General features: G+C 66.5%; 21 protein-coding genes. 10 read left to right on the top strand and 11 right to left on the bottom strand.

Annotation, left to right across the window (positions count from 1 at the left end; all coding sequences use genetic code 11):
- Nucleotides 1-5: 5 nt before the first annotated feature.
- The 6 genes from IEV67_RS09220 to IEV67_RS09195 are packed head-to-tail and all read left to right on the top strand — an operon-like array spanning nt 6 to nt 7,352.
- A complete protein-coding gene (locus IEV67_RS09220; RefSeq protein ID WP_229702937.1) occupies nt 6-1,208 on the top strand; it encodes a rhamnosyltransferase WsaF family glycosyltransferase in 1,203 nt (400 codons plus the stop codon).
- Nucleotides 1,205-2,524: a glycosyltransferase family 4 protein gene (locus tag IEV67_RS09215; protein WP_188436266.1), complete on the top strand. Its 1,320-nt coding sequence runs from the start codon at nt 1,205-1,207 to the stop codon at nt 2,522-2,524. The genes IEV67_RS09220 and IEV67_RS09215 overlap by 4 nt, the downstream gene beginning before the upstream one ends.
- Complete coding sequence (locus tag IEV67_RS09210; protein WP_188436265.1) at nt 2,521-4,083, top strand: acyl-CoA ligase (AMP-forming), exosortase A system-associated; 1,563 nt, start codon at nt 2,521-2,523, stop codon at nt 4,081-4,083. Before IEV67_RS09215 ends, IEV67_RS09210 begins: the two co-directional genes overlap by 4 nt.
- A complete protein-coding gene (locus IEV67_RS09205) occupies nt 4,080-5,306 on the top strand; it encodes a pyridoxal-dependent decarboxylase, exosortase A system-associated (RefSeq protein WP_188436264.1) in 1,227 nt (408 codons plus the stop codon). The genes IEV67_RS09210 and IEV67_RS09205 overlap by 4 nt, the downstream gene beginning before the upstream one ends.
- A 22-nt stretch (nt 5,307-5,328) precedes the next feature.
- On the top strand, nt 5,329-5,586 hold the full coding sequence (locus IEV67_RS09200) for an acyl carrier protein (protein WP_188436263.1): 258 nt from the start codon (nt 5,329-5,331) through the stop codon (nt 5,584-5,586).
- Nucleotides 5,587-5,591: 5 nt separating this feature from the next.
- Complete coding sequence (locus IEV67_RS09195) at nt 5,592-7,352, top strand: asparagine synthase-related protein (RefSeq protein ID WP_188436262.1); 1,761 nt, start codon at nt 5,592-5,594, stop codon at nt 7,350-7,352.
- A gap of 6 nt (nt 7,353-7,358) precedes the next feature.
- Here IEV67_RS09195 and IEV67_RS09190 read toward each other — a convergent pair whose 3' ends face one another.
- Both IEV67_RS09190 and IEV67_RS09185 read right to left on the bottom strand, forming a co-directional pair.
- Complete coding sequence (locus IEV67_RS09190) at nt 7,359-7,895, bottom strand: acyltransferase (RefSeq protein WP_188436261.1); 537 nt, start codon at nt 7,893-7,895, stop codon at nt 7,359-7,361.
- Nucleotides 7,879-8,565, bottom strand: a complete 687-nt coding sequence (locus IEV67_RS09185) for a YveK family protein (protein WP_188436260.1) — start codon at nt 8,563-8,565, stop codon at nt 7,879-7,881. Before IEV67_RS09185 ends, IEV67_RS09190 begins: the two co-directional genes overlap by 17 nt.
- 137 nt (nt 8,566-8,702) lie before the next feature.
- Here IEV67_RS09185 and IEV67_RS09180 point away from each other — a divergent pair, with 137 nt between their 5' ends.
- Both IEV67_RS09180 and IEV67_RS09175 read left to right on the top strand, forming a co-directional pair.
- Nucleotides 8,703-9,569, top strand: coding sequence for a YveK family protein (locus IEV67_RS09180; protein WP_188436259.1), 867 nt, complete (start codon nt 8,703-8,705; stop codon nt 9,567-9,569).
- Nucleotides 9,566-10,897 (top strand): O-antigen ligase family protein, encoded by a 1,332-nt coding sequence (locus tag IEV67_RS09175; protein ID WP_188436258.1) that lies wholly within the window; start codon nt 9,566-9,568, stop codon nt 10,895-10,897. Before IEV67_RS09180 ends, IEV67_RS09175 begins: the two co-directional genes overlap by 4 nt.
- 11 nt (nt 10,898-10,908) lie before the next feature.
- On the opposite strand, the gene IEV67_RS09170 is transcribed toward IEV67_RS09175, so the two are convergent.
- Both IEV67_RS09170 and IEV67_RS09165 read right to left on the bottom strand, forming a co-directional pair.
- The gene (locus IEV67_RS09170; protein WP_188436257.1) at nt 10,909-11,835 is read right to left on the bottom strand and encodes a glycosyltransferase family 2 protein; all 927 of its coding nucleotides are present in this window, start codon (nt 11,833-11,835) and stop codon (nt 10,909-10,911) included.
- Between the two features lie 103 nt (nt 11,836-11,938).
- On the bottom strand, nt 11,939-13,543 hold the full coding sequence (locus IEV67_RS09165) for a DUF4082 domain-containing protein (RefSeq protein ID WP_188436256.1): 1,605 nt from the start codon (nt 13,541-13,543) through the stop codon (nt 11,939-11,941).
- A 146-nt stretch (nt 13,544-13,689) separates the two neighbouring features.
- On the opposite strand from IEV67_RS09165, the gene IEV67_RS09160 reads away from it, so the two are divergent.
- Complete coding sequence (locus tag IEV67_RS09160; protein WP_188436255.1) at nt 13,690-14,109, top strand: VanZ family protein; 420 nt, start codon at nt 13,690-13,692, stop codon at nt 14,107-14,109.
- A gap of 13 nt (nt 14,110-14,122) precedes the next feature.
- Here the strand turns inward: IEV67_RS09160 and IEV67_RS09155 are convergent, their stop codons facing one another.
- From IEV67_RS09155 to IEV67_RS09130, 6 genes are all read right to left on the bottom strand, one after another.
- Nucleotides 14,123-14,980, bottom strand: a complete 858-nt coding sequence (locus IEV67_RS09155) for a glycosyltransferase (RefSeq protein WP_188436254.1) — start codon at nt 14,978-14,980, stop codon at nt 14,123-14,125.
- Nucleotides 14,981-14,985: 5 nt separating this feature from the next.
- Complete coding sequence (locus IEV67_RS09150; RefSeq protein WP_229702936.1) at nt 14,986-16,017, bottom strand: TolB-like translocation protein; 1,032 nt, start codon at nt 16,015-16,017, stop codon at nt 14,986-14,988.
- Nucleotides 16,014-17,339 carry an MFS transporter gene (locus IEV67_RS09145; RefSeq protein WP_229702934.1) on the bottom strand — a complete coding sequence of 442 codons (1,326 nt, stop codon included), beginning with the start codon at nt 17,337-17,339 and terminating at the stop codon, nt 16,014-16,016. Before IEV67_RS09145 ends, IEV67_RS09150 begins: the two co-directional genes overlap by 4 nt.
- Nucleotides 17,340-17,341: 2 nt before the next feature.
- Nucleotides 17,342-17,959, bottom strand: coding sequence for a hypothetical protein (locus tag IEV67_RS09140; protein WP_188436252.1), 618 nt, complete (start codon nt 17,957-17,959; stop codon nt 17,342-17,344).
- A 78-nt stretch (nt 17,960-18,037) separates the two neighbouring features.
- Nucleotides 18,038-19,567, bottom strand: coding sequence for a sugar transferase (locus IEV67_RS09135; protein ID WP_188436251.1), 1,530 nt, complete (start codon nt 19,565-19,567; stop codon nt 18,038-18,040).
- A gap of 371 nt (nt 19,568-19,938) precedes the next feature.
- Nucleotides 19,939-21,810: an HNH endonuclease signature motif containing protein gene (locus IEV67_RS09130; RefSeq protein WP_188436250.1), complete on the bottom strand. Its 1,872-nt coding sequence runs from the start codon at nt 21,808-21,810 to the stop codon at nt 19,939-19,941.
- Nucleotides 21,811-21,956: 146 nt separating this feature from the next.
- Here IEV67_RS09130 and IEV67_RS09125 point away from each other — a divergent pair, with 146 nt between their 5' ends.
- A complete protein-coding gene (locus IEV67_RS09125) occupies nt 21,957-22,472 on the top strand; it encodes a hypothetical protein (protein ID WP_188436249.1) in 516 nt (171 codons plus the stop codon).
- Between the two features lie 92 nt (nt 22,473-22,564).
- Here the strand turns inward: IEV67_RS09125 and IEV67_RS09120 are convergent, their stop codons facing one another.
- The gene (locus IEV67_RS09120) at nt 22,565-24,007 is read right to left on the bottom strand and encodes a glycosyltransferase family protein (protein ID WP_188436248.1); all 1,443 of its coding nucleotides are present in this window, start codon (nt 24,005-24,007) and stop codon (nt 22,565-22,567) included.
- Nucleotide 24,008 lies beyond the last annotated feature (1 nt).

The raw sequence follows: 24,008 nt of genomic DNA, 5'->3' as shown, positions 1-24,008 counted from the left end.
GTCGGATGAATGGGGTCCTCGCGAAAGCGAGACGCGCACGCGATGTCGGTGTCGCGGGCATCGCGCAGCGCATCGCCCAGCGCGCGTACTTCAGGACCGGCGCGGCGGAGCTCCTCTTCAACCTGGCATTCGAGGACCTTCTCGTCGACGTCCCCTCCGCGCTGCCGGTGCCGAGCTCGAGGCCCGCGCGGGAAGTGCCGATCACCGTCGGCTGGGTGTCGACGCCACCCGCGCCCGGTTCCGGTGGTCACACCACGCTGTTTCGCATGGTGCAGGCCCTGGAGAGCCGAGGGCACAGATGCGTGCTGTTCCTCTATGACAAGCACGGGCTCGACGTCGCCGCCACGACCGCCGTCATCCGTCGTCATTGGCCGCACATCCGTGCCGAGGTCCGTGACATCACCAAGGGTGCGGATGGCATCGACGCGATCGTGGCATCCGGATGGGAGTCTGCTCATCTGATCGTCCGCTACTGCACGCAGGCGGTGCGACGCCTCTACTTCATCCAGGACTACGAGCCGTTCTTCTACGGTCACGGCGCTGAGCACGAGTTCGCCGCGATGACGTACCGGCTGCCGTTTCGTCGGGTGGTCCTCGGCGAGATGCTTGACGGCATGATCCAGGAGGAGACCGGGCTGACGAACGATGTCGTGCCGTTCGGGTGCGATTCGGTCGCCTATGCCCTGCCGCCGGCTGGCACCGTGCGCAGCGGAATCGTCTTCTACTGTCACCCAGGTCACCCGCGCCGTGGCTATCCACTGGCCATCATCGCTCTCCGGCTGTTCCATGAGCGTCACCCCGAGCAGGAGATCCATGTGTACGGCGATGCGCCGCGCGATCTGGACTTCCCGATCACGTTCCACGGACGTCTCACCGCGACTGAGCTGAACGACCTCTACGGACGCACGATCGCGGGCCTGGCGATGTCGTTCACGAACATCACGCTCGTCGCGGAGGAGATGCTCGTCGCGGGGAACATCCCCATCATCAACGACATCGACCTCGCGCGCCGCGTACTGCCGAGCCCATCGGTCCGCTGGGCCGATCCGACGGCCGCGGCGCTCGCCGAGGCTCTCAGCCAGGCAGTGTCTGCGCCTGATCTTGACGAACGCGCGCACGCGGCGGCTTCATCAGTCGTGGGACGCTCCTGGGAACCGACGAAAGACGCCGTCTTACGCATCATCGAGGAAGAGGTCTACGGCTCATGAGATCCCCGCATGTACTGATCATCGTCCAGAACCTCCCGGTTCCGCTGGATCGACGGGTGTGGCTCGAGTGCCAGGCGCTCATCCAGCGTGGATACCGCGTCAGCGTCATCTGTCCGAAGGGGCCCGGCGACCCTGCACGGCAGACGATCGACGGCGTCGAGATCTTCAAATACACGCCGGCGCCGGAGGCGGAGGGTCTTCTCGGGTTCGTGTGGGAGTTCGCCTACAGCTGGGTGCGCACGGCGTGGCTCTCGTTGAAGGTGTGGCGGCGTCGGCCCTTCGAGGTCATCCAGGCGTGCAATCCGCCGGACACCTACTGGCTCCTCGCGAAGTTGTGGCGCATCCGCGGGGTGCGCTTCATCTTCGACCACCACGATCTCAATCCGGAGCTCTTCATCTCCCGGTTCGGGAAGCCGAGCGGAATCCTCAAGCGGCTGGAGTACGGCGGGCTGCGGTGGTTGGAGCGCCGCACGTTCCGCAGCGCGGATCGCATCATGTCGACGAATGAGTCGTACAAGGCAGTGGCGGTCCGCCGCGGTGATCGCCGTCCCGGACACGTCACGGTCGTGCGCAGCGGGCCCGACACGCAGCAGATGAGGCCGATCTACCCGTCGAATCCACGACGCCCTGACGAGATCGCTCTCGTCTACCTCGGCATCATGGGGCCGCAGGACGGGGTCGACCAGGCGCTCCTGGTCATGGACGAACTGGTGCACAAGCGCGGGCGCAGCAACGTCACAGCGACGCTACTGGGCTTCGGCGACTGCCTCGAGGATCTCAAGCGACAGTCGACGAGTCTCGGACTCGACGATCACGTCACATTCACCGGACGTGTCGATCGTGTGGAGATCGCCGAGCACCTGAGTCGAGCCGACATCGGATTGTCGCCCGACCTCAAGACGCCCCTCAACGACCTGTCCACGATGAACAAGACCATGGAGTACATGTCGTACGGACTGCCCGCGGTCTCATTCGACCTCGCCGAGACCCGGATCTCGGGTGCGGACGCCGTGCAGTACGTGCCGTCCGGCGACATCGCGGCATTCGCCGATGAGGTGGAAGCGCTCATCGATGACCCCGCACGGCGCACAGAGCTGGGCATCCGGGCGCGTGAGCGCGTCTCGACCGAGCTGGATTGGCGGCCGCAAGCAGAGGCCTACGTCTCGGTCTTCGACGATGTCACCGGGTTCTCGCAGGAAGGGCCGGCGGTGCCGCCGTCAACTCCGAGCGATCACGACGCGCAGGACCGCCGCTACGTGCCACTCGACGATCCGGCCGAGTTCGCACGCTTCCTGGCCGAGCGGCGGGCGCCATGATCCGCACGGCGTTTCATCATCTGCTCTCCGAGGCGGCATCGACGACTCCGGACGCCCCAGCGCTGACGTACAAGGACGAGACCGTCTCGTACGACGCGGTGTGGACAGCGACCCAGTCGGCGGCGGCCCAGTTGAACGGGTTGGGGCTCGACGGCGGCGATCGAGTCGCCATCTACCTCGAGAAGCGTCTGGAAACCGTCTTCGCCATCTTCGCGACATCGGCAGCCGGGGGACTCTTCGTCCCGATCAATCATGCGCTCAAGCCCACTCAGGTGGGGCACATCCTCGCCGACAGCGGTGCACGTGTGCTCGTGACCTCTGCTGATCGGCTGAGCCAGCTGCTCGAGACCCTGTCGGCAACGGCGGTCGCCGACGTCGTCATCGTGGGCTCGCCGCCCGCGATCACCCCCGAGGGCATCCGCCTGCATCAGTGGGACGACGGGCAGCGCGCGGGCGGCCAGCCGTTGACGACCGAGGTGATCGACGTCGATCCGGCTGCGATCCTGTACACGTCCGGCAGCACCGGCAGGCCGAAGGGCGTCGTGCTCAGCCACCGGAACCTCCTCGTCGGTGCCGAGAGCGTCAGCACGTATCTGCACAACACGGCCGAGGACGTGATCCTCAGCGTGCTGCCGCTGAGCTTCGATGCGGGCCTCAGCCAGGTCACCACCGCGTTCGCGGTCGGGGCGCACTGCGTGCTGATGAACTATCTGCTTCCGAAGGAGGTCGTCAAGCTGTGTGCGCGCCATCGCGTCACCGGGCTCACCTGCGTCCCTCCGCTGTGGCTTCAGCTTCTGGCCGTGCCCTGGCCAGAAGAGGCTGCTCATGCTCTCAGGTACTTCGCCAACACCGGCGGGCGGATGCCGCGACCGGCGCTCGATCGTCTGCGCGAGATCTTCCCGGATGCCGCGCCCTACTTGATGTACGGACTGACCGAGGCGTTCCGTTCGACCTATCTCGATCCCGCGGAGGTGGACCGCCGACCGGACTCGATCGGCAGAGCGATCCCGAACGCCGAGATCCTGGTGCTGCGCCCGGACGGGAGCGAGTGCGAGCCGGGGGAGGAGGGCGAACTCGTCCACCGGGGCGCACTCGTGGCGCTGGGCTACTGGAACGATCCGGAGCGCACAGCCGAGCGGTACCGCCCGATCACTCGGCCAGGTCAGCAGTGGCGCACCCCCGAGATGGCCGTGTGGTCGGGTGACACCGTCGTCGCCGATGAGGAAGGGTTTCTCTACTTCGTCGGACGCAAGGACGACATGATCAAGACCTCCGGCTATCGGGTGAGCCCTACGGAGATCGAGGAGGCGGCGTACAGCACCGGCCTCGCCCGTGATGCCGTGGCGATCGGCGTCGAGGACGCCGATCTCGGGCAGCGCATCGTCCTCGTGGTGACGCCGAGCGCTGACCCGCTCGAGCCGGGTGCGCTCATGACCGCGCTGCGTCAGCGGTTGCCGATGTACATGGTGCCCGCTCTGATTCAGATCAGAAGCGACCTGCCGCGCTCGCCGAACGGTAAATTCGACCGCAATCTGATCACGCATGAGGTGAACGCATGAGACCGCATGAACACGTCGCCCGATTCGGGACCATCGACGGCGAACTCCGTGTCGGGGGGATGCCGCTGAGCCGCCTCGCCGCGAGGATCGGATCGACGCCTTTCTTCGCTTACGACCGAGTTCTTCTCGACGCGCGGGTGGCGCAGCTTCGTGCTGCTCTGCCGTCGAAGGTCGAGTTGAGCTTCGCGATGAAGGCGAACCCGATGCCGGCGATCGTTCAGCATCTGGCCGGCAAAGTCGATCGGATCGACGTGGCATCCGCGATGGAGATGCACACGGCCCTCGACACCGGCATCCGCCCTGATCGAGTGAGTTTCGCGGGCCCGGGGAAGATCGCGGCAGAGATCAGGCAGGCCGTCGCGGCCGGCATCATCGTGGAGATCGAATCGACGACCGAGCTCGCCCGTGTCGAGGCAGCAGGCAGGAGCCTCGGGCTGACCCCGACGATCGCGATACGGGTGAACCCCGATTTCGCGGTGAAGGGCTCCGGCATGCGGATGGGCGGTGGCCCGCAGCAGTTCGGAATCGATGCGGAGCAAGTGCCACAGGTTCTCCAGGCCGCATCGAAGATGGGCGTCGACGTTCTGGGGTTTCATGTCTTCGCCGGATCCCAGAACCTCAACGCGGAGATCATCGCTGAGGCGCAGCGGCGCACCGTCGACCTGACGAGCGAGCTTGCGGAGCATCTGCCCGGCGAGCTGCGGTATCTCAACTTGGGCGGGGGGTTCGGCATCCCGTACACCGAGAAGGATCAGCCCCTCGACCTGGACGCTGTCGCAGAGAATCTGCATGCCCTCGTCGACGATGTGATCGCTCCGCGATTCCCGCACGCGAGTCCGGTGATCGAGCTCGGGCGCTACCTCGTCGGCGAATGCGGTGTCTACGTCACGCAGGTCGTCGATCGGAAGACCTCACGCGGAAAGACGTTTCTCGTGGTGGACGGCGGGATGCATCACCAGCTCGCCGCCTCGGGCAACTTCGGCCAGGCGATTCGACGCAACTACCCGCTCGCGGTCGGAAACCGTGTCGCGGAGACCGCTGACGATGGCGTGAGTGTCGTCGGCTGCCTCTGCACCCCTCTGGATCTTCTCGGCGACGACATCACGCTGCCTCCAGCCGTCATCGACGATCTGATCGTGATCTTCCAGCAGGGGGCTTATGGCCTCACTGCAAGCCCCACCGCATTCCTCGGGCACCCGGCACCTGCCGAAGTGCTCGTCTGATCCAACGCAAGGAGCACTACACATGTCTGACACCATCGACGCGGTCCGTTCCGTTCTGATCGACGCCCTCGAACTCTCACAGAGCCCCGACGAACTCAACGCCACCACAGCGTTGTTCGGCTCTCTTCCCGAACTCGACTCCTTCGGTGTCGTGTCGCTTGTCGGTGCGCTGGAAGATCGATTCGACATCACGATCGATGACGACGAGTTCGGCGCCGAACTGTTCGAGACCGTCGGATCGCTGACCGAGTTCGTCGACTCGAAGATCTCGGCGGTCTGATCCAGATGTATGACGATGCCGCACTTCCTGGCTTCATCGCCGGGAGAGGCGGCTTCGCAGCGCCCGCAGCAGCGCCCGACGCAGCGCCCGCGGCGGCGCCCGAGGCTCCGTCGGGCGTCACGGAGTCGCGCCATGGTGCGTCGACGCTGACGTCGTGGGGGCTGGGCGCGGCGCAGGGACATCCTCACACCATGGTGCTCTCGCGTGTCGCGCGGGACACGGTGGGGCGTGTGACGCCGGAACATGTTGCGGAAGGCATGCGCGTCGATCCGCGCGCGCTCACGTCGCTGTTGCCGCCGTTCGCCGCAGTGACGGGTGATGACGACGGCGTCACGATGGTCGCCGACTCGATGGGGTTCCGGCAGCTGTTCCACACCGATGAACGTGCTGGTGCAGACGGAGTGCTGGCGACGTCGGCGCTGCTTGTCGGCTGGGCGCAGCATGCGGCACTGGATGAGACCGCGCTGGCCGTGCAGTCGCTGGTGGGCTGGCAGCTCGGTCAGCGCACCCTGCATGACGGCGTCCACAAGCTGACACCGGGTGCGAGCGCACGTCTGGATGCCGGTGGCGTGAGTGTGGCGCCTGCATCGCCCGCTGATGCCTCAGCGGTCACCCTCGTCGACGCGGTCTCCGATGCGGCGGCGCTGCTGCGCCGCTCGTTGGCCGGAGTCCTTGACGATGAGCCAGATGCGGTGCTGCAGCTGACGGGCGGCTTGGATTCGCGGTTGCTTCTCGCCGCGATCCCGCCGGCGCGTCGTCGCGGCCTGCGGGCGATGACGTTGGGGAGCGCTGAGAGCGGCGACGTGCAGATCGCCTCGAAGCTTGCCGCCCGCTTCGGCATCAGGCACGAGGTCTACGAGGCGGCAGACCTGGGCGATGTGCCGCCTACTGAGGCGTGGGAAGCGTGCCGCGCGGCGGCGATACGCCTTGACGGCATGGCGGATCCGGTGACCCTCGCCGTGCTCGGCTGGGACGAGCGCAGCTTCGAGCAGGGCGTGCGCATTTCCGGACTCGGCGGCGAAGTCGCCCGCGGGTTCTACTACATGGGCAGCGACCAGGAACGACCGGTGACCGCGCGGGAGGCGTCGCGCCTGGCCGCATGGCGGTTGTTCGCCAACGAGTCGATCGAGCCGGGCGTGCTGGTCGACGACTTCTCCGCCTGGGCGCGGGATGCCGCCGATGCGGAAGTGCTCGCGGCGTTGCAGTCGGGCGGATCGGAATGGCTTCACGCCACCGATTCCCTCTATCTTCGGCATCGGATGCAGCGCTGGGCGGGGGCGACCGACACGGCGGTCGCCTATCAGCGTGTGGTGATCAATCCGATGCTCGACGAGCAGTTCATCACCCTTGCGCAGCGGCTCAGCCCGCAGGACAAAGGGGCTCACAGGTACCTGTCGTCGCTGCTGCTGGAGTTGGATCCGCAGCTCGCCGCGATTCCCCTGGAAGGGCGACTCGCGCCATCCGCGTACGCGCATCCGACGCGCTGGCAAGGCGTTGCCAACAAGGGGCTGCTTGCGCGCAAGTTGGCGAGCAAGGCGCTCCAGCGCGTGCGCGGTGCGAACCGGGCTCCTGCCGGCGTCGTGGTGCTCGCCGGGAAGATCGTGGAGCACTGGCGCCGGCACCCCGAGATCCTCGAGCCGTTGGCGGCGACGGGCTACGTCGACCAGGAATGGCTCGACGGTGTCGTGCGCGGCGCCGTCCAGCCTCGGCCGAGCACGGTCGGATTCCTCGCGAACGTCATCGTGGCGTCGGTGCCGCTCGTGTGAGGTCCGCTAGGCGCGCGCCGCGTCGGGTTCGTCGATGCGGCGCACGACCCTGGCGGGATTGCCCATCACGACGCTGCCCTCCGCGACGTCCTTCATGACGATCGCACCCGTGCCCACGACCGCACCGCGTCCGACGGTCACTCCGGGGAGGATGACGGCGTTGGCACCGATCCACGCGCCGTCTTCGATCGTGACCGGCGCGCTGTTGAGTTCACCGGCGCGCTTGTCGGGGCTGCCGAGCTCGTGGGAGCCGGTGAGCACGAGCGCATTCATTCCGATCGAGACGCCCCGGCCGATGCTGACCTGAGCGGAGCCGTCAAGGAAGACACCGTAGTTGAGGGAGCTTCCCTTCCCGATCGTGACTGTTCGGCTGCCGATGAAGCCCCGCGCGTCGATCACGGAGCGCTCCACGGGGATCCCCGACGCACGCAGGAGCATCCAGCGCGCCCGATCGGGAACGAGGACGGAGGAGACGAACCCGTTGATCCACATGTTGAACAGGTGGCGACGCAGAATGACGCCGAGCTTACGAGCGAAGTTCATGAGCGATTCCATTCGATGATCGGGAGGAAGCCTCGGCTCGAGTAGAGCGACGTACTTCGAGTATCGTCACCACGCCGATCGTTGCCAGCATGCCCAGGATCAGGGTCATGCCCGCGGCTCGCATACCGCTGCCATCGATCTCATCGATCCGCGGAGTTTCAGGAGACGAGCGGATGCCGATGCTGTTCAGCCCCTCGACGCCCTGATCCCGTTCCAGTGCGGCGAGCTCTGTTCTGATGAGGTCCGTCGCCGAGACGATGCGCTCCGACACCCGTTCGGGCGTCGCGCCGGTCGCGTCGACGACGAGCACCTGCTGTTCGAATGCCGGCACCCATTGGTTGCCCGTGTCGAGCAGTTGGATCCAGGTGTCCTCCCCGATTCCGGGAGAGCCGACCGGGTTGACCAGCGCGCTGCCGAACTTCAGTCGCTGCTCGGTGCCGTTGATCTGCTCGGCGAGAATACCGGCAGTCAGGATGAGCGACTCGGAAGTCGTGACCAGCTCGTTCGGATAACGTGCGCTCGCGGGAGCGAGCAGCACCACCTCGGTACGTGCGTGATAGACGGGCTCCGTGCGGGTGGCCGTGTACGCGAGGCCGAATGAGATCCCCATGACGAGGAGCACCACGTACCAGCGGCGCAAGAGCGCACGCATCAGATCCGCCAGTGTCATCTCTTCGTCCACCGCTCGTAGGGCTGTGTTATACCGTTGTGACCGCCAAAAGAATAGTATCGTGTGGGGCCCTGCACTCACCGAACGGTGCTCGTGCCCGCCGAATCAGGCGGATGGGCCCGGCAGGGGGATGGATAGTGGGGATCCGGGAGATATTCGGAGCGCTCGGGAGGCGTTGGCTGGTCGTCGTCATCGGTGTTCTGGTGACGCTGGGGGCGGGGTGGCAGGTCTATCAGGCGACTCCACCGGAATACACCGCACGAGGCCTGGTGCTGTTGCTTCCCCCGGTGCACGACCCGACCGCGACGGAAGAGGAGGGCGGGGCCAACCCGTTCCTGGAGCTGGCCGGACTCGATCTGACGGCACGCGTCGTCGTCGCGACGTACTCGAGCACGGCATTCGAGGAGGAACTGGAATCGGTCTCGGAGTTCGCTGAGGTCGAGGTGAACATCGACGACTCCACGAGGGGCGGAATCATCGCCGTCGACGTCAAGGACCGCAGCGCCGAGCAGGCGTTGCGCACACTCACCTACGTCACGACCAGCGTCTCGGAGCGGCTCACCAGCCTGCAGACGGACGTCGGAGTGCAGGAGGGTGATGCCGTCCGCTCCATGCTGCTGGCCAGCGACACCGAGGCGAAGCCGGACTTCCAATCCCTCATAAGGATCATCGTCATCGTCATCGGCGTGGGCCTCGGGCTCACGATCGCGATCACACTCACGCTCGACGTGATTCTCGTCCGGCGGCGACGCCGACGGGGCATGTTCGAACCCAGCGGCAAGAGCGGGCACCCGAAGGGGAGTGCGAGTTCTGCTGCGTCGTCCGCCGCCGCCGGTGCCGCGACGGAGCAGCCAGGATCTGCGCCGCTCCCGGATCTCGACGACGAGCCGGTCGATGCCCTTCGTGCTCCCAGGAAGGGCGCTCCTGCGACGAGTGTTCGCAAGCCTGCTTCCGCGCCCTCTGGTCCCCGCTCTGCCGCAGGCCACAACAACGCCAGGTCATGAGCGCGATCGTCTATCAGGGGGCGTCCGCCACCCGCGATGGACCGCAGCCTCGTGCGCGATCGGGTGATGTCGTCACGTGGCTGACGCTGTACCTCGTCGTTCTGCTCGCGGTTCCGTCGCGTTTCGTGGTGGGGCCGCTCGGCAGCGCAGGTGCGCCGTCGATGCTGATGGGGCTGGTCAGCCTGGTCTTCTGGGTGGCGCTGCTCATCATCCGGCGGCATTCCGTCGCAGAACTGCGCTTCTACCCTCTGCGCTGGGCGCTGGGTGCCCTGATATTCGTGTCCGGCATCTCCTACGCGCTCGCGATGTCCCGGCCGATCAACGCGGACGAGGTGAGTCCGGCAGACGTGGCGATCCTGGCACTCCTGTCGTGGGCCGGCACCATGCTGCTGACGATCGACGGCGTGCGCACGCGTCGGCGATTCGACGATCTGGTCTGGCGGGTCGTCGTCGCGGGAGGACTGCTGGCCGCCCTCGGGCTGGCGCAGGTGGTCACGTCCATGTCGATCACGAATCTCATCAGTTTCCCCGGGCTGACCGAAGTCTCCAGCTCGGAGCTCGTCTATCGCAACGGTTTCGTGCGACCGAACGGCACTGCCACGCATCCGATCGAGTACGGCGCGATCGTGGCGATGATTCTCCCTCTCGCCCTGCACGTGGGGCTGTACCACACGGCTCGCTCAGCGGTGCTGAGATGGTGGCCCGCGCTTGCCATCGCGGCTGTCATCGGCATCTCGGGTTCAAGGTCCGCGTATCTGTGCGCGATCGTCGGAGTCCTCGTATGCGTCTTCGCATGGAGTCCGGTTCTGCGGCGCTGGATGCTGGGCCTGGCGCTCGCGGGGCTCGTGATCGTCTCGCTCGTGTACCCCCGGCTGCTGCGCTTCATCGTGGCGCTTTTCGACAATCCCGAGAACGATCCCAGCATCACGTCACGAACCGACAGCTTCGACTTCGCATGGGCGTTCGTGGCTGAGCATCCACTTTTCGGGCGCGGGTTCGGCACCTTCCTTCCGAAGTACCGCATCTTCGACAACCAGTACCTCGTGCAGCTGGTCAGCGTCGGCGTCCTCGGAACCATAGCTCTCGTCGCACTCGGATGGGTTGCCCTCTCTGAGATGAACAGAGTTGCGAAGACGACGCTCGGAGGCGAGACGATGCGCACGCGCGATCTGACGGCTGCGATGAGTGGCGCCCTCGTGGCAGGGTTCGTATCGATGGCGTTCTTCGACGCGTTCGCGTTCCCGATGACGATGGGAACGCTGTTCCTCCTATTGGGAATGGCCGGCGCGGTCGCTCGTCTCAGCCGGGATTATCATCCGCTCTGGTGAGAGCGAACCGATCAGAGTCTCACTCCGGCGAGCCACTGGGGTCCGCGGCGTTCGCGCCAGCGGCGCGGGCGAAGCAGGTCGCCGAGGGCGGCTCGGCTCGTGTGCTTGCCCAGGGCCGCGCGGCTCGCCTCGCGCACGACGAGCGCAAGCCACAGCGACACCGACGCGAAGGGTCCGTGTCTGCGGGCGTAGAGCATGGCCTTGTTCATCACCAGAAGCGACCACTGCCGCGGTGACTCTGCCGATCCGCCCTTGAGGTGCTGTGCGACCGCGGCGGGCTCGTAGCGCACCACGAATCCGTGCTTGCGCACCCTGAGGTCGTACTCCGTCTCTTCGGAGTACAGGAAATACGACTCGTCCCAGGTGCCGCACGCGGTCCAGCACTCGGCGCTCACCAGCTGGGTGGAGCCTTCCGCCCATTCAGCGATCTGAGGGGAATCGTAGAGTGCGGTATCGGTGACGACTTCGCCGAGGGTGCCGATGCGACCTGCGCGCTCGGCGCCGATGAGGGCATCGCACCAGGCTCGCAGCAGGGTCTGCTCGCGTCGGAGCGACCATATCAGGGCTCCGTGGCCGTCGATGAGCCTCGGCACGGCGATCCCCACTCCGCCCCCGAGGGTGTCGTACAGCGTGGCCACACAGCCAGGGGTGAGCCGGACGTCTGCATTGAGTATGAGGTAGGCGTCCTGCTCTCCGGCCGCAGCCACGGCCGCGTTGACGCCCGCGGAGTATCCGAGATTGGCCCCCGTCTCGACGAGGATCGCGTCCGGCGCGCACCGATTTATCTCGGAGATCGTGTGGTCCGTGGACGCATTGTCGGCGAAGACGAGCGTCCACTCGGTGCCCTCAGCGCCCTGGGGGATCGAGGCGACCAGATCTTCGATGAGAGGCGCGCTGTGGTACGTGACAACACACAGGGCGATGCGGGGGAGACTCATGCTGATACCTGATCCCTCGTGTCGGATTGCACGTGCGAACCGTGAGACGCACGGGGATTCGTCTGAATCCTCGTGCGTCTCACGTGTTCGACGTGCGTTTCGATCAGCCTACGGGCTTGCCGTCATCGAAGACATTGTTGCTCCAGACGTTTCCCGGCGCATTGTCGTCGAAGGACACGATCGCGCCGTAGTAGCCGCAGACGCCGGACTCGCCCCGCTGCCACACATTGTTCGTGAACTTGATGTTGTTCACGCCCGATGAGTACGGCTTACCGGTCGATGATCCGCCGTAGACGCAGTATCCACCGGAGCCGCCGACGAACAGGTTGCCGTCGATCGTGTTCTTCTCGACAGTCGCGAAGTCGCCGTAACCAGTCAGCGCGGCAGAGCAGCCCGCGCTCGCAGACCCATCGGCCTCTGCGCAGCTGATCGTGTTGCCGCGGATCACGCTGTTCGAGCCCATTCGGATTCCCGACTCATGCGCGTCACCTGAGGGGTCGCGGTACTGAGAATGCACGTATGAACCTTCGACCGTGCAGTTGCTGAAGCAGTTGATCGATCGGTTACCGCCGGTCACCTCCACGCGCTGCGCGGTGAAGTTCGCGTCGCCGATGCCGGTGCCCTCCGAGTCGGCGCCGACATTGATGTTGCTGTCCGAGACGGTGAAGGAGCCCGAGCCGTCGGTGGGGTGCGTCCAGATGCTGCCGTTGATCTCGGAGTTCGTGATCTTGACGTTCTGGGCGAGGATGCGAAGCTGGCAGTTGATCTGCTTCGCGTCGATCACGACGTTCGGTGTCTGGATCGTGCACGGCCCGGTGTACGGGCTGAGCGCAGTGCCCGCGGGGACACCGGTCGTAGCGGCGTTCGGGAAGCTCCGGTCAAGGACGACGGTGCCACCCGAGACCGGTGTCGTGGGTGTCGTCGGCGGCTTCGGTGCGGTGGTCGGCGTCGGCGTCGAGGTCACTGGCGGCTTCGGTGCGGCGGTCGGCGTCGAGGTCACCGGCGGTTTCGGTGCGGTGGTCGGCGTCGAAGTCACTGGAGGCTTCGGTGCGGTCGTCGGCTTGGAAGGTGCCGTGGCCGGGGGCTTCGGCGCATCGACGGAGCGCGACGGGGCGAAGACGACGTCGACGAGGTAGTTGCTGCCCTGATACGTCGACCTCGGGAACTCAGTGGAGCGTCCGTAGTTGTAGACCCCGGCATTGCGGCGCAGGGTGAAGCCGTTTGTCGATTCAGTCGTGGTCAGATCGCGCGAAATGCTGGGGTAGCCGCCCTTCGGCGCGAAGTAAGACGCCACGTATGTACGACCGGCCGTCAGCTGGACGGGCGAGTCGAGAGCGATCGTGCGCCATCCCGGAGTTCGGGACTCGGGGAAGCTCACCTCTGCGAGTACCGTGCCCCTCGAAGACCACAGGGTGGCTGAAGTGACGCCGACGGCGTTGCGGCCCTGGTAATACTGGAGGTCTGTGACGCTGCCGGACTTCTCCGGAGTGAATCTGATTCCCAGCTCGACTCCGACCCGGTCGGAGTCAGACGCCACCCCGGGTTTGAGATCATCGGCGAAGATGCCTGTGGTCGTTGCCTGGGCGCTGTTTCCGACCACGATTCCCGCAACGGCGAGAATGGCGACGAGAGCGACCGTGAGAATGATGCGAAGTCGGTTGCGCAGGAATCGGTTGCGTATGTAGGGATGAGTTTCGTTGCTGAACATCACAATCCTGTATCAGTCTAATCGGGGTTCCCCTCCCGCCGTCGAGGGTACATGAATCTGCTGGATGTTCCTACTAGGCTCTTGGGCACCCACGAGAGCGAGACCCCGTCGTCGCGTCTGAGGCGATCAACGGAGGGATGCTGAGGATGGAGAACGCCAGCCATCGGCGGACCCGGACCTGGGTGATCATCGGTCTGGTGGTCTACCTCCTGATCGTCGTCGCGGTCCTCGTGCTACCGGTGTCATACTCCGCCATAGTGACGGCGATCGGCGATTGGCTCCGCAATGAGCTCGGCATCGGCGGTTTCGGCACCGGTTGGATCGAGTTCGCCACGAACGTCCTGATGTTCGCGCCGCTTGGATTTCTTCTGACCCTGCTGTTCCAGCATTCGTGGCGAGGAGTCGTGCTCGCCTTCGTGTTCTCGGCGTGTGCAGAACTTGCGCAGTTCGTCATCCCGTCGCGCCAGCCCAGCCTGAGAGACATCGTGGCGAACGTTCTCGGTGCCGCCCTCGGGGCATTTCTCGCATGGCTCATCGTGCTGCGTCGCAGGAAGCGGCGCCCCTGAAGCCGGCGGAACGTCATGGCGCAGTGCTCCCCGTCTCCGACAGCATCCTGGTGCTCTCGTCCCGACCCCAGCCACCGTGCGGAGCGCGCCGGGCGCGATAGCCCGCCAGCATCGTGATGGCCACGTAGGCGAGCGCGTCCGGGGCGAGCCGAGGCTGTTGCATCACGACATCGCGGAGCCACGACCAGCGATCAGACGGCCGCACGACGGCGTCGATGCCCTGATCGGCCGCGGCGCGGCGCATCTCGGCGTTGCCTCGACGCACCCGTACGAGCCGGTTCATCAGATCGACGGTCGTCCACGGCGCTTCGACGACGACCTCGACGTCGGCGACCTCGAGTTTCTCCGCGGCGGAGAACTGCGCATCGAGGAAGAGGTCATCGGCGACCAACTCGGGGAACTCCCCGAAGCGGGCCCGTCCGAGCTCGGACACGACGATCAGCCCGCGACCGAACAGCCCGGAGCGGAACACCGGCAGGCGCTGATTGATCTGGAAGTACGCCCGCACAGCCCAAGGGCGCCCCGAGGTGTTGATGCGACGGCGAGGCACCGCAGCCAGAACGCCCGCGTGCTCGTTCAGCGCCGTGACGAGCGTGGCGATTCCGCCCGGCGGGGTGAGGATGTCGGCATCGAGGTACACCCGCGGGAACGTCTCCGCGAGCCGTTCCGCCGCGTTGAGCGCCCCTGGCTTGCCGGCCGTCCTCCTGTCGACGACGAGTGCGTGCCGCGCTCGGGCGAGCTCGGCGGTGGCATCCGTGCAGCCGTTCGCGCTCACGATCACGTGCACCGGCATTCCGCCGTGGCTGACCGCGGCGAGGCATCGTTCGATGACGGATTCCTCATTGTGCGCGGCGATGATCACACTGGTCATGTCCTTCATCCCTCCTTGATCACGGCGGGTGACCAGGCATGCCTGATCAGCAGCCGCGGCTCGCTGGCGCCGTCGGCGGCCAGCGCCCAGATATCCGAGTCGCCCGGGGTGTCGTTCGGTGCTCCGTACAGCAGCGTGTCGTCATCGAGCCACGCGATCTGGTCATCGATGTTGCGCGATTCGATGTCCAGCACCGTCACCGTTCCCGACGCGATGTCGTAGATCGCGGGAGTCCAGTGCACGGTGGGACCGGCGCCACTCGTGACACGCTTGAATGCGATCCGCTCACCGTCCGGCGAGAGCGACGGGCATTCGACGGACTCGAGCACCGACGTCATCGTGCGCGTCGCGATGTCGCCCTTGACGAGGTAGGTCTGCCCGATCGTAGTCATGCCGACGGTGGCGTAGAACGTCGTGTCATCGACGAACGTGATGCCCCAGTAATTGCGGTCGACGGGGGCACTCGGCTCGCCGTCGATGATCAGCGACCATTCTTCGAGGCTCCCCAGACTCTCGCCGTCGGAGATGCGATGGATCACCGTTTCGGTGGAGAATCCGATCGACGCGTACGCGTGCCCGGTGACGAACGATGTCGTCGCGACAAGTGAACCGTCGGGCGAGAACCGGGTACGACTCGGCACTCCTGGCAAGGGCCACTCGAGCTCCTGGGTCTGTCCAGCCGCATCGTAGAGTCGGGCGTTGTAGCTCGGCGCGATGCCTCGCTCGGAGCGCAGACATGAGATCGCGGTGAGAGATGCCGCCACGCGGTCGCAGGCGATGTCGAGCACAGTACGTGGGCCGTCGGGCTCCGTTAGCGTCACACCGGCGACATGACCGTAGCCCTGCCCCGATGCCATGTTCCGGAACAGGATGCGGTCGCCGTCGGGCATGCTCGCCCCGGTGGATGTGTCCACCGCCGACGGCGAGTTCTGCCGTTGCTGATACTGCGCCCAGGCGTAGGCGCCGACCCCGACGGTGGCGCCGATGGCGATCACGGACACGAGGGAGATCACAAGCCACTTCACTCGAGGAGTCATCTGCTCGTCTCCGAGTCGTCGAGCGCCGGCTGACCGGATGCCGCGTCTGGACGCGGCGTGACGAGCAGCGGTCGCAGCAGCACGGCGATGAGCGGGACGGCGACGACCAGCATCCCGGCCACGATGAACATCGATGTCTCTCGGCCGACGAGATACCAGAGGATGCCGAAACCTGCTGCAGAGATGAACCGGCTGAGCGCGACCACCGTCTGCGCCGCTGCGATCCCGGTGCCGCGCGTCTCGGGGGTGGTCAACTGCGCGGCGAGAGCCGCGAGCACGCCGTCCGTGGACGCGTAGAACGCGCCGAGCAGGATGAGACAGACCACTGTGGCCGCGGCATCCGCGATCGGAAAGGCCGCGGCGAGATACGTTCCGAGCAGGGCGACATGCCCGTACACGAACACGCGAGCGCGGCCCACCCGGTCTGCCAGGCGCCCCAGCGGAATGGCGAGAGCGAGGAAGGCGACGTTCGTGCCGACATACAGCAGCGGGAACCACTGCGCAGCGAAATCGCTGCGCGCCTGCAGCACCAGGTAGATGAACCCGTCGCCGATGGTCAGCAATCCGAGGATGCCGGCCGCGGCGAGCACTCGACGCATCGGGCCGGACGTGATGACGCTCCAGTCGAACTTGGGGCGCGGGGCGCGAACGGTGCGCGTCTTCGCCTCGACCGGTCGGGTGCGCACGTTCGGCACGAACAGTCCGAGGATCGTCACACCGATCACGGCGAACGCGAGGGAGGCGACGAAGATCGTTCCGTAGCCGTCCGGGATCAGCAGCAGGATGAAGAACGCCAGCAGCGGACCGACCGCCGCGCCGATGTTGTCGAGAGTGCGGTGCACGCCGAATGCCGCGCCGAGGTTGTCCGGTCGCGACGACGCCGTGATCACCGCGTCTCTCGGTGCCGTGCGGATGCCCTTGCCGATGCGGTCGGCCGAGATCACAGCGGTCAGCATGGTGAACCCGGAGGCGAACAGCAGGCCGACGCGCGCAACGGCGGCCAGCGCATATCCGGTGAACGCGACCCACTTGGGCTGGTCGAGGCGATCGGAGGTGTAGCCGCCTGCGATACGCACGAGCGCACTGATGCCCTGGTAGAAACCATCGAGGAAACCGAACGCGATGGTCGAGAGTCCGAGGAATCCGGTCACGTAGAGGGGCAGGATGGCGGTGATCGATTCTGAGGAGATGTCGGTGAGCATCGACACGACGCCGAGCGTCACCACCGTCGATGACACCGCACGCGCACCAGGCGGACGCGCAGTCGCCTCGGCGGCCGACCCGGCATCCGGTTTGGGTTTGTTCGAGAAGGAGATGTACACGCTCACTCCGTCCTGAACACGCCGAAGATCGCGTACCGGTTGCCCGTGCCGGTGACGTCGATCGTCAACGACAGTGTTTCGAAGGGACCGGTGAATGCGATGGTCGCGTCGTCGCCGGGTTCCTCGCGCAGACCGAGCGAGGCCCACAGCGAGCGATAGTGCGCGCGGATCTCATCCGGCGTCGCGGCAACGGATCCCACCAGGCTGAGCTGCATGACGGTGTCCTCGGTGGCGATCGAACTCGAGATGATGCTCGAGTCCGGTAGCGGCTCGACGATACTGGTCGGCAGGTCGGGCATGAGTCCGCCGCTTCGAGATCCGGCCTCGGGCAGTGGCGCCGTCACGAGCGGCATCGACCGCTTGAGTGGCGGAAGGCCGGCGCCGGGATCCGTGGTCGGCGGCGGCAGCACCTCCGACCCGGCGGTCGGCGTCGCCCCTGGCAACGGCCCGGCCGTCGGCGGCGCGCTCGCTGTCGGCGACGGCTGCGCCTCTCCTTCCGGTTGCCAGACGCCCGTCAACGCCGCGATGATGACGACCCCCGCGACGACGAGCACACCCACCACCGCGATCGTGACCTTCATCGCCGTCGTGAGTGCCGAGCCCTGTGTGTTTCCTGACATCGATACCACCTCCCCTGGGTACTGATGCGGTTCTTAACCGCCGGTGCGAACGAGCCGCGCCGGATCGCGCGCCGACTGTCAGTAGGCCCCTTTCGAGGCGAACATCACTTTGGCCGTGCGCCACATGATCTGCAGGTCGGTCATCACCGACCAGTTCTCGACGTAGCGAAGGTCGAGACGGATGCTCTCGTCCCAGCTCAGGTCGCTGCGGCCGGACACCTGCCAGAGACCGGTGATCCCCGGCTTGATGTACAGCCGGCGCGATACTGTGCCGTCGTAGTCGCTGACTTCGCTGGGCAGCGGCGGCCGTGGGCCGACGACGCTCATGTCGCCCAGAAGCACGTTCCAGAACTGCGGCAGTTCGTCGAACGAGAGTTTGCGCAGTACCTTGCCGACGCGCGTGACACGCGGATCGTCCTTGAGCTTGAACAGGAGCCCAGCGCCGTCGTGCTGTGATTTGAGAGCGGCGAGCTTCTGCTCGGCATCCGTGTGCATCGTGCGGAACTTGACGATCTGGAACGGCTTCCCATCCCGGCCCACGCGTTCTTGGAAGAAGAACACGGAGCCGGGAGAATCGAGCTTGATCAGCAACGCCATCACCGGAGTCATCACGATGATCGGGATCAGGGCGATGCCCGACACGACGATGTCGAGTGCGCGCTTGAGCAGGTGCTTGGCGCCTTCATAGGTCGGGATCTGCACCTTGATCAGCGGCAGGCCGTCGACCGGGATGAAAGAGAGCCGGGGCCCGGCGACATCGGCGAGGCGGTTGGAGAGCACCAGCTCTGCGGCTGTTCCCTCGAGCTCCCATCCGAGACGCTTGACGAAGTCGGGATCGCGTTCTGGGCGGCCGGCGACGACGATCGTGTCGGCGCTGAGCTCGACCGCGACCTGAGCGACCGAATGGAGATTTCCGAGCACGGGCACGGTGGCTTGGTCGAGTGTCAGTTCGCGCGCATTGCCGTCGAGCAGAGTGGCGCCGACGACCTGGTAGCCACCGGCTCCGGCCGCGTGCAGCGCACGCGCTACGTACTCGACCTCATCGCGATTGCCGACGACAAGGGTTCGTGAGGTGAATCGGCCATGGCGGCGCTGGTTGCTCAACCAGCGCCGCCACGACCACCGACTCATCAGAAGGCCGAGCAGGCCCATGGGGAGGGTGATGAGCACGGTGATCCGCATCGAGTCCCAGTCGAGCACCACTGCGGCGAACGCCATCATTCCGATGGCGAGGCCGGAGGCATGCGCAATGCCTCGGTACTCGGCGAAACTCGAACCGAAGAGCGCCGTGACGCTCGTGCGCATGGCGAGCAGCGTGGCGAACCACACCGCCGCCAGCAGCACACATCGCGTCGCGACATTCACGGGCGGTTCACCCTGTTGCAGCTGGAATACCGCAGCGACGCCCGTGGCGATCGCGATCACGGCTGCATCCGTTACGCCGAGGCGGACGCGGTGCGACCGTTCCCATTGCAGACGGTGCTCCAGCGTCGCCGAGATACGCGGCATCGAAGCCGTGATCTTCTCGACCCGGACGCGCGGAATCGTGGTCGCTATAGCGACTGATTCCTCGCGTGTCAGACTCAGGGCGTCGTCGACGGACGTCATGTCCGGCGGCCCTCAGCCGTGAATGTACGCAAAAATCCCCAGTGCGACATTATTTCCCCAGTTATATCCCCAGCCCGCACGTCCCACACGCACGGGTTATCTGTCATCGCAGGTGTTCACGATGCTGCATGACGACATGACCCCAGATCACGTTGTGAGTGCCGATTCCCAGCGACATTCACGGTCTTGCAGTTCAGATGCTCGTCACACTAGCGGAACCCGCGCCCGAAGGAAAGCCATAAAGCGGTGTTCCCACGAAATCGCTTGCCGGCGGAGCGGCGCCCGGCCGCAGTGAGGACGATTCCGCTCGAGCTTTGCCGCACCAACGCGACTTCTCACGTGCTGGTAACGCCGCTGCGGTGCCGCGTCATCTACGCCGATCGAGCCGTTCGCACGTCGACGCCGTCGACGGGCATGCTTCTCCAATGCGGCCACTCCGGTGGTGGATCCCATGCCCACCGGATCGCCGATCGGCTGGTGAGGGGGATCGGCTCCCGAGCGGCACCGTCGCCGCCAGCGCCGCCACCGCCAGCACCGCCCCTGCCACTACTCCCGCCGCCGCGTCGACCGGGCGGATGGAGCATGAACCTGCCGAGTCCTTCACGCGTGATCTTCCACCCGTTGTTGTGCAGCAGCATGTGGTGATGTCGGCAGAGCAGAATGCCGCGGTCGATATCGGTGAGCCCCAGATCTTCATGCCAATGGTCGCAGTGATGCGCCTCGCAATAGGACGCCGGGACGCGACATTCCGGGAACATGCATCCGCCGTCGCGAACGGCCAGCGCGACGCGCTGTTTCGCGGTGAAGAGTCGCTGTTCGCGGCCGACATCGAGCGGATTGCCGCAGCTGTCCACGATGACGCTCCGGCTGCCGACCGTGCACAGGTTCCGGTCGACCACGCTTCCGGGAAGCGCATCGCCGCGATCTTCGAGGTGTCCGTTGGCGAGCATCCGTCCGAACGCGTCTCGCACGCCGACGGCTCCGTCGATAGTGACGATTCTGATCCCCGGCTGGCGGGCGCCGTACACGTCCGCCGCGTTGGCGAGTGCCCCGGCGCGCAGGATGTCTGCGAACAGGTCGTAGGCGATCTGGTCGTTCGTGCGCGGATCGTCCACGAGCGCGCTCGCGGCTGCGCGTTCCTCATCGGTCATGAACCTCGGTCCGCCCCGGCGGGGGCGCATCGCCGCATCGCGGATCGAGTCGAGCCACGCGGCCGTCTCGTCATCGGAGATGATGTGCGTGTGGTGCTGTCCTTCGGCGTTGCGCCACGAGCGCCATGATCGCGCCGCGTACGAGCGCTCGAAGCGTTCCTGCACGCCTTGCGGGTCGAGAGTGTCGCGCACCTGTCGCGCGCGACGCGCGAGCTCTTCGACGGCCATGTCAGCGGCCTCTGCCACGAGCTGCGCCGCGGCGAGCGACCATACCTCGATCATCGCGTCCGTCGGGTGGTCGGCGCCGTCGCGGGCGGGAGGCTGGCCCATTCCCCGGAAAATCGCATCGTGCTGCGCCGGCGTGATCTTGCCCTCGAACAATGCCTGTCGCAACGGCTCGTGCCAAGGCATCTGCACGTCGTGATCGTGCGGCGACGTACCCGCGCCGGCCGCGGCGCCGGCCTCCGTACCTGCACCGACACCGCCATCAGCCCCGGATGTCCCAGCGTGCGGTCCATCGGCATCCCATGAGGTCGGTCCCGCACCGGTGTTGCCGTCCCAGGCTCCCGTGCCATCGGCATCCGACGAGGTGCTCGGCCCCTCGGCATCCGACGCCCTGCGGCCCGCTCCGTCGCCCCAGCCACCGCTGTCGCCACCCCAGCCGGACTCGGCGCCATCTCCGCCCGCCCCGTCGTCATTGCCCGAGCCGCTTTCGCCTGAACCAACCCGGAAGGCCGCACCCGCAGCATCCGCACCCTCGATCAACGTCTCGCCCAACCGCACGGCGCGCGCCGCATCTGTACGCGTGCCGCCGACGATCGACTGCACCAGCGAAACCGCATTGCGGTGCCCGCGCGTCGCCGCCAACCCGGAATGCCCGGCCTCGCGCCGCGACCGCTCTGCGACCACTCCGGCGCCCACCGTCAGCATCCGCTCGGCGCAGTTCGCAACCGCCGCCGCACCGGCGAGCGCAGCGACGACCGCGTCGTCGTCGAGCCCGCGCATGGCCGTCAGCAAGACGTCGATATCGACGTCACCCATGCGCGATTCCAACCCCTCGAGGGTGTCGCGCAACTCGCTGAAAATGGCCATACTTCATAGTGACAGACACTGCAGACATTCGAACATAGCTTCGTAAATCTGTGGAGAACCCGCCTACGACAGACTCGGCGAGCGGATGCTGCGTACCGACGTCCTTCAGCCTGTCCAGAGCCGGGCGGCCCGCTAGGCTCCGGCATATGACGTCGCTCCGAACTCGGTCCACCGCTCGACACGCTGCGATTGCGATCGGCGCGGCGCTGCTCCTCGTGGGCGCCACCGGGTGCACAGCGATCGCCGGGCCGGACGATGAAGCGTCGAACACCATCGAGGCGATGGAGACCGCCACCCCGACAGCCACCCCGCCGACCGCCGAGACGACGGCCGCGGACGACGAGGCCACTTGCTCAGGGTTTGCCGACATCCAGACGATCCTGCTCAACGCGGATACCGCCCTCCACCAGGACCGCATGGGTCAGAAGGAGAGGAACGCCTGGTACAGCCTCGCTTCCCGTTTTCTCGGCAACATCCCGTTGGCTGACGAGGGCCCGGTGGCCGAAGCGCTCGCCACGCTCAAACAGGACTTTCCCGCGGTTCAGGATCTGAATCCCACCGACATCGGCTCCGAGGAGTGGTACGTCGCCGCAGCCGTGCTCTTCGACGCCTGCGATGCGGCGGGGTTCACGGTCATCACGAACGCCTTCACGGGAGGCTGAACAGCTTCGACGACGAGCTCAGCGAGCCCGTCAGACGTTCAGCGAGCGGATGCTGCGATGCCACGCCCCCTACGGCACAGCGCAGAGTTTCCCTAGGGCGCAGCGCAGATCCGGAACAGCCCACCGTCCGCGAGCACCTCGGTAGCGCATTCCGCCCCAGTGAGGCGCGGCACGTCCGCCATTGCGGCGGCGTCGAACAGTCCGACGTGCGCGCCGGTCATCACGACCGGAGCGACCGCGGCGCCCCAGGGCTCGGCCGCGAGCCATGCGACGTCGTTCTCCTCGACCCATTCCTGAAGCGGTGCGACGGCCGCGCGCTGCGTCTCGAGCGTGAGCCACGGCGGCTGTGTCGCAGCGACCGAGTGCACGACAGCCCCCGCGCCGAGCCCCAAAATCACGACTCCCACCGCGACCACCGAGACGATACGCAGCGCAGGCCGGCGCAGCATCCGCTGGGCACCCCACACCGCACCGGCGGCGAGGATCGGGAAGAACGCGAACACGCCGGGGGCCGGATGCCGCACCCACAGCGGCAGGTGCGACGCGGTCGCCCACCAGCCGACGAACGCGAGAGCGCCGACCGCGGCGGCGCCAAGGTAGACGAGAACGTCAGAAGAAACAGACCCCCGCGAAACCCACAGCCCGCCGACGATCAGCACCACCGACACCACCGCGACGACGAGCGCGACCCACACCGGCACCGACCACGACTCCGCGAGTGTCGTGATCTTCTGCACCACGGTCGTCGGCTCGCCGGGCTGGCCGCCGCTGCGCACGAATCCGAGCAGCGCACGCAGGTGGTCGACGAATCCGCTGAAGCCGAACGTGATCAGGGCCGCGAGTTCGAACAGGAACGTCGGCAGGGCCAGGAACACCACCGGCACCCACGACCGTCGCAAGAACGCGAGAACGCGCGCGCGCCCCGTCCCCGGAGCGAGCAGGAACAGTGCCACGGCGAACGCGGGCAGCGCGAGCAGTGCGATGAGTTTCGCCTGCACGGCGAGTCCGACCAGCAGCCCCGCGAGCCATGCGCGCCTCGGCAGCACGACGAGCGCCCACACGAGCAGCGCCGCGGCGGGGATCTCGCCGAGCAGATCAGCCGGACCCTGAATCGGCGAGACCGTGGCCGATGTGGTGAACGCGAGCGGCACGGCGACGGCGACGAGGGCGGCCCAGCGTCCACCGATACGGCGTCCGATCATCCACAGGCCTGCAAGCAGCAGCACCCAGTACGCGAGCGGCACCAGCCGCGCGCCGATGACCGGGTCGATGCCGGTCGCGAGCACAGCGGCGACGGGCAGCAGCACGGCGGGACCGGTCGAGATACGCGCATCGAACAGGGTGATCGTCGACCCCGAGAGCGCACCGTCGCTCGCGTAGCCGAGACCGGCGAGCAGGTTGCGCGGCACGGTGAGGTTGAACGCCTCGTCTTCCCAGAACCGCCAGACCGTCAGGCTCTGCCACGCGACGAGCACGTGCCCGACCAGCAGCGCCGCGGCCAGCACCCAGAAGACGATGGAACGCGCCCTGATCATC

This window comes from Microbacterium murale, assembly GCF_014635185.1.
Lineage (GTDB): Bacteria > Actinomycetota > Actinomycetes > Actinomycetales > Microbacteriaceae > Microbacterium > Microbacterium murale.
This window is presented reverse-complemented; position numbering and strand designations above follow the sequence as displayed.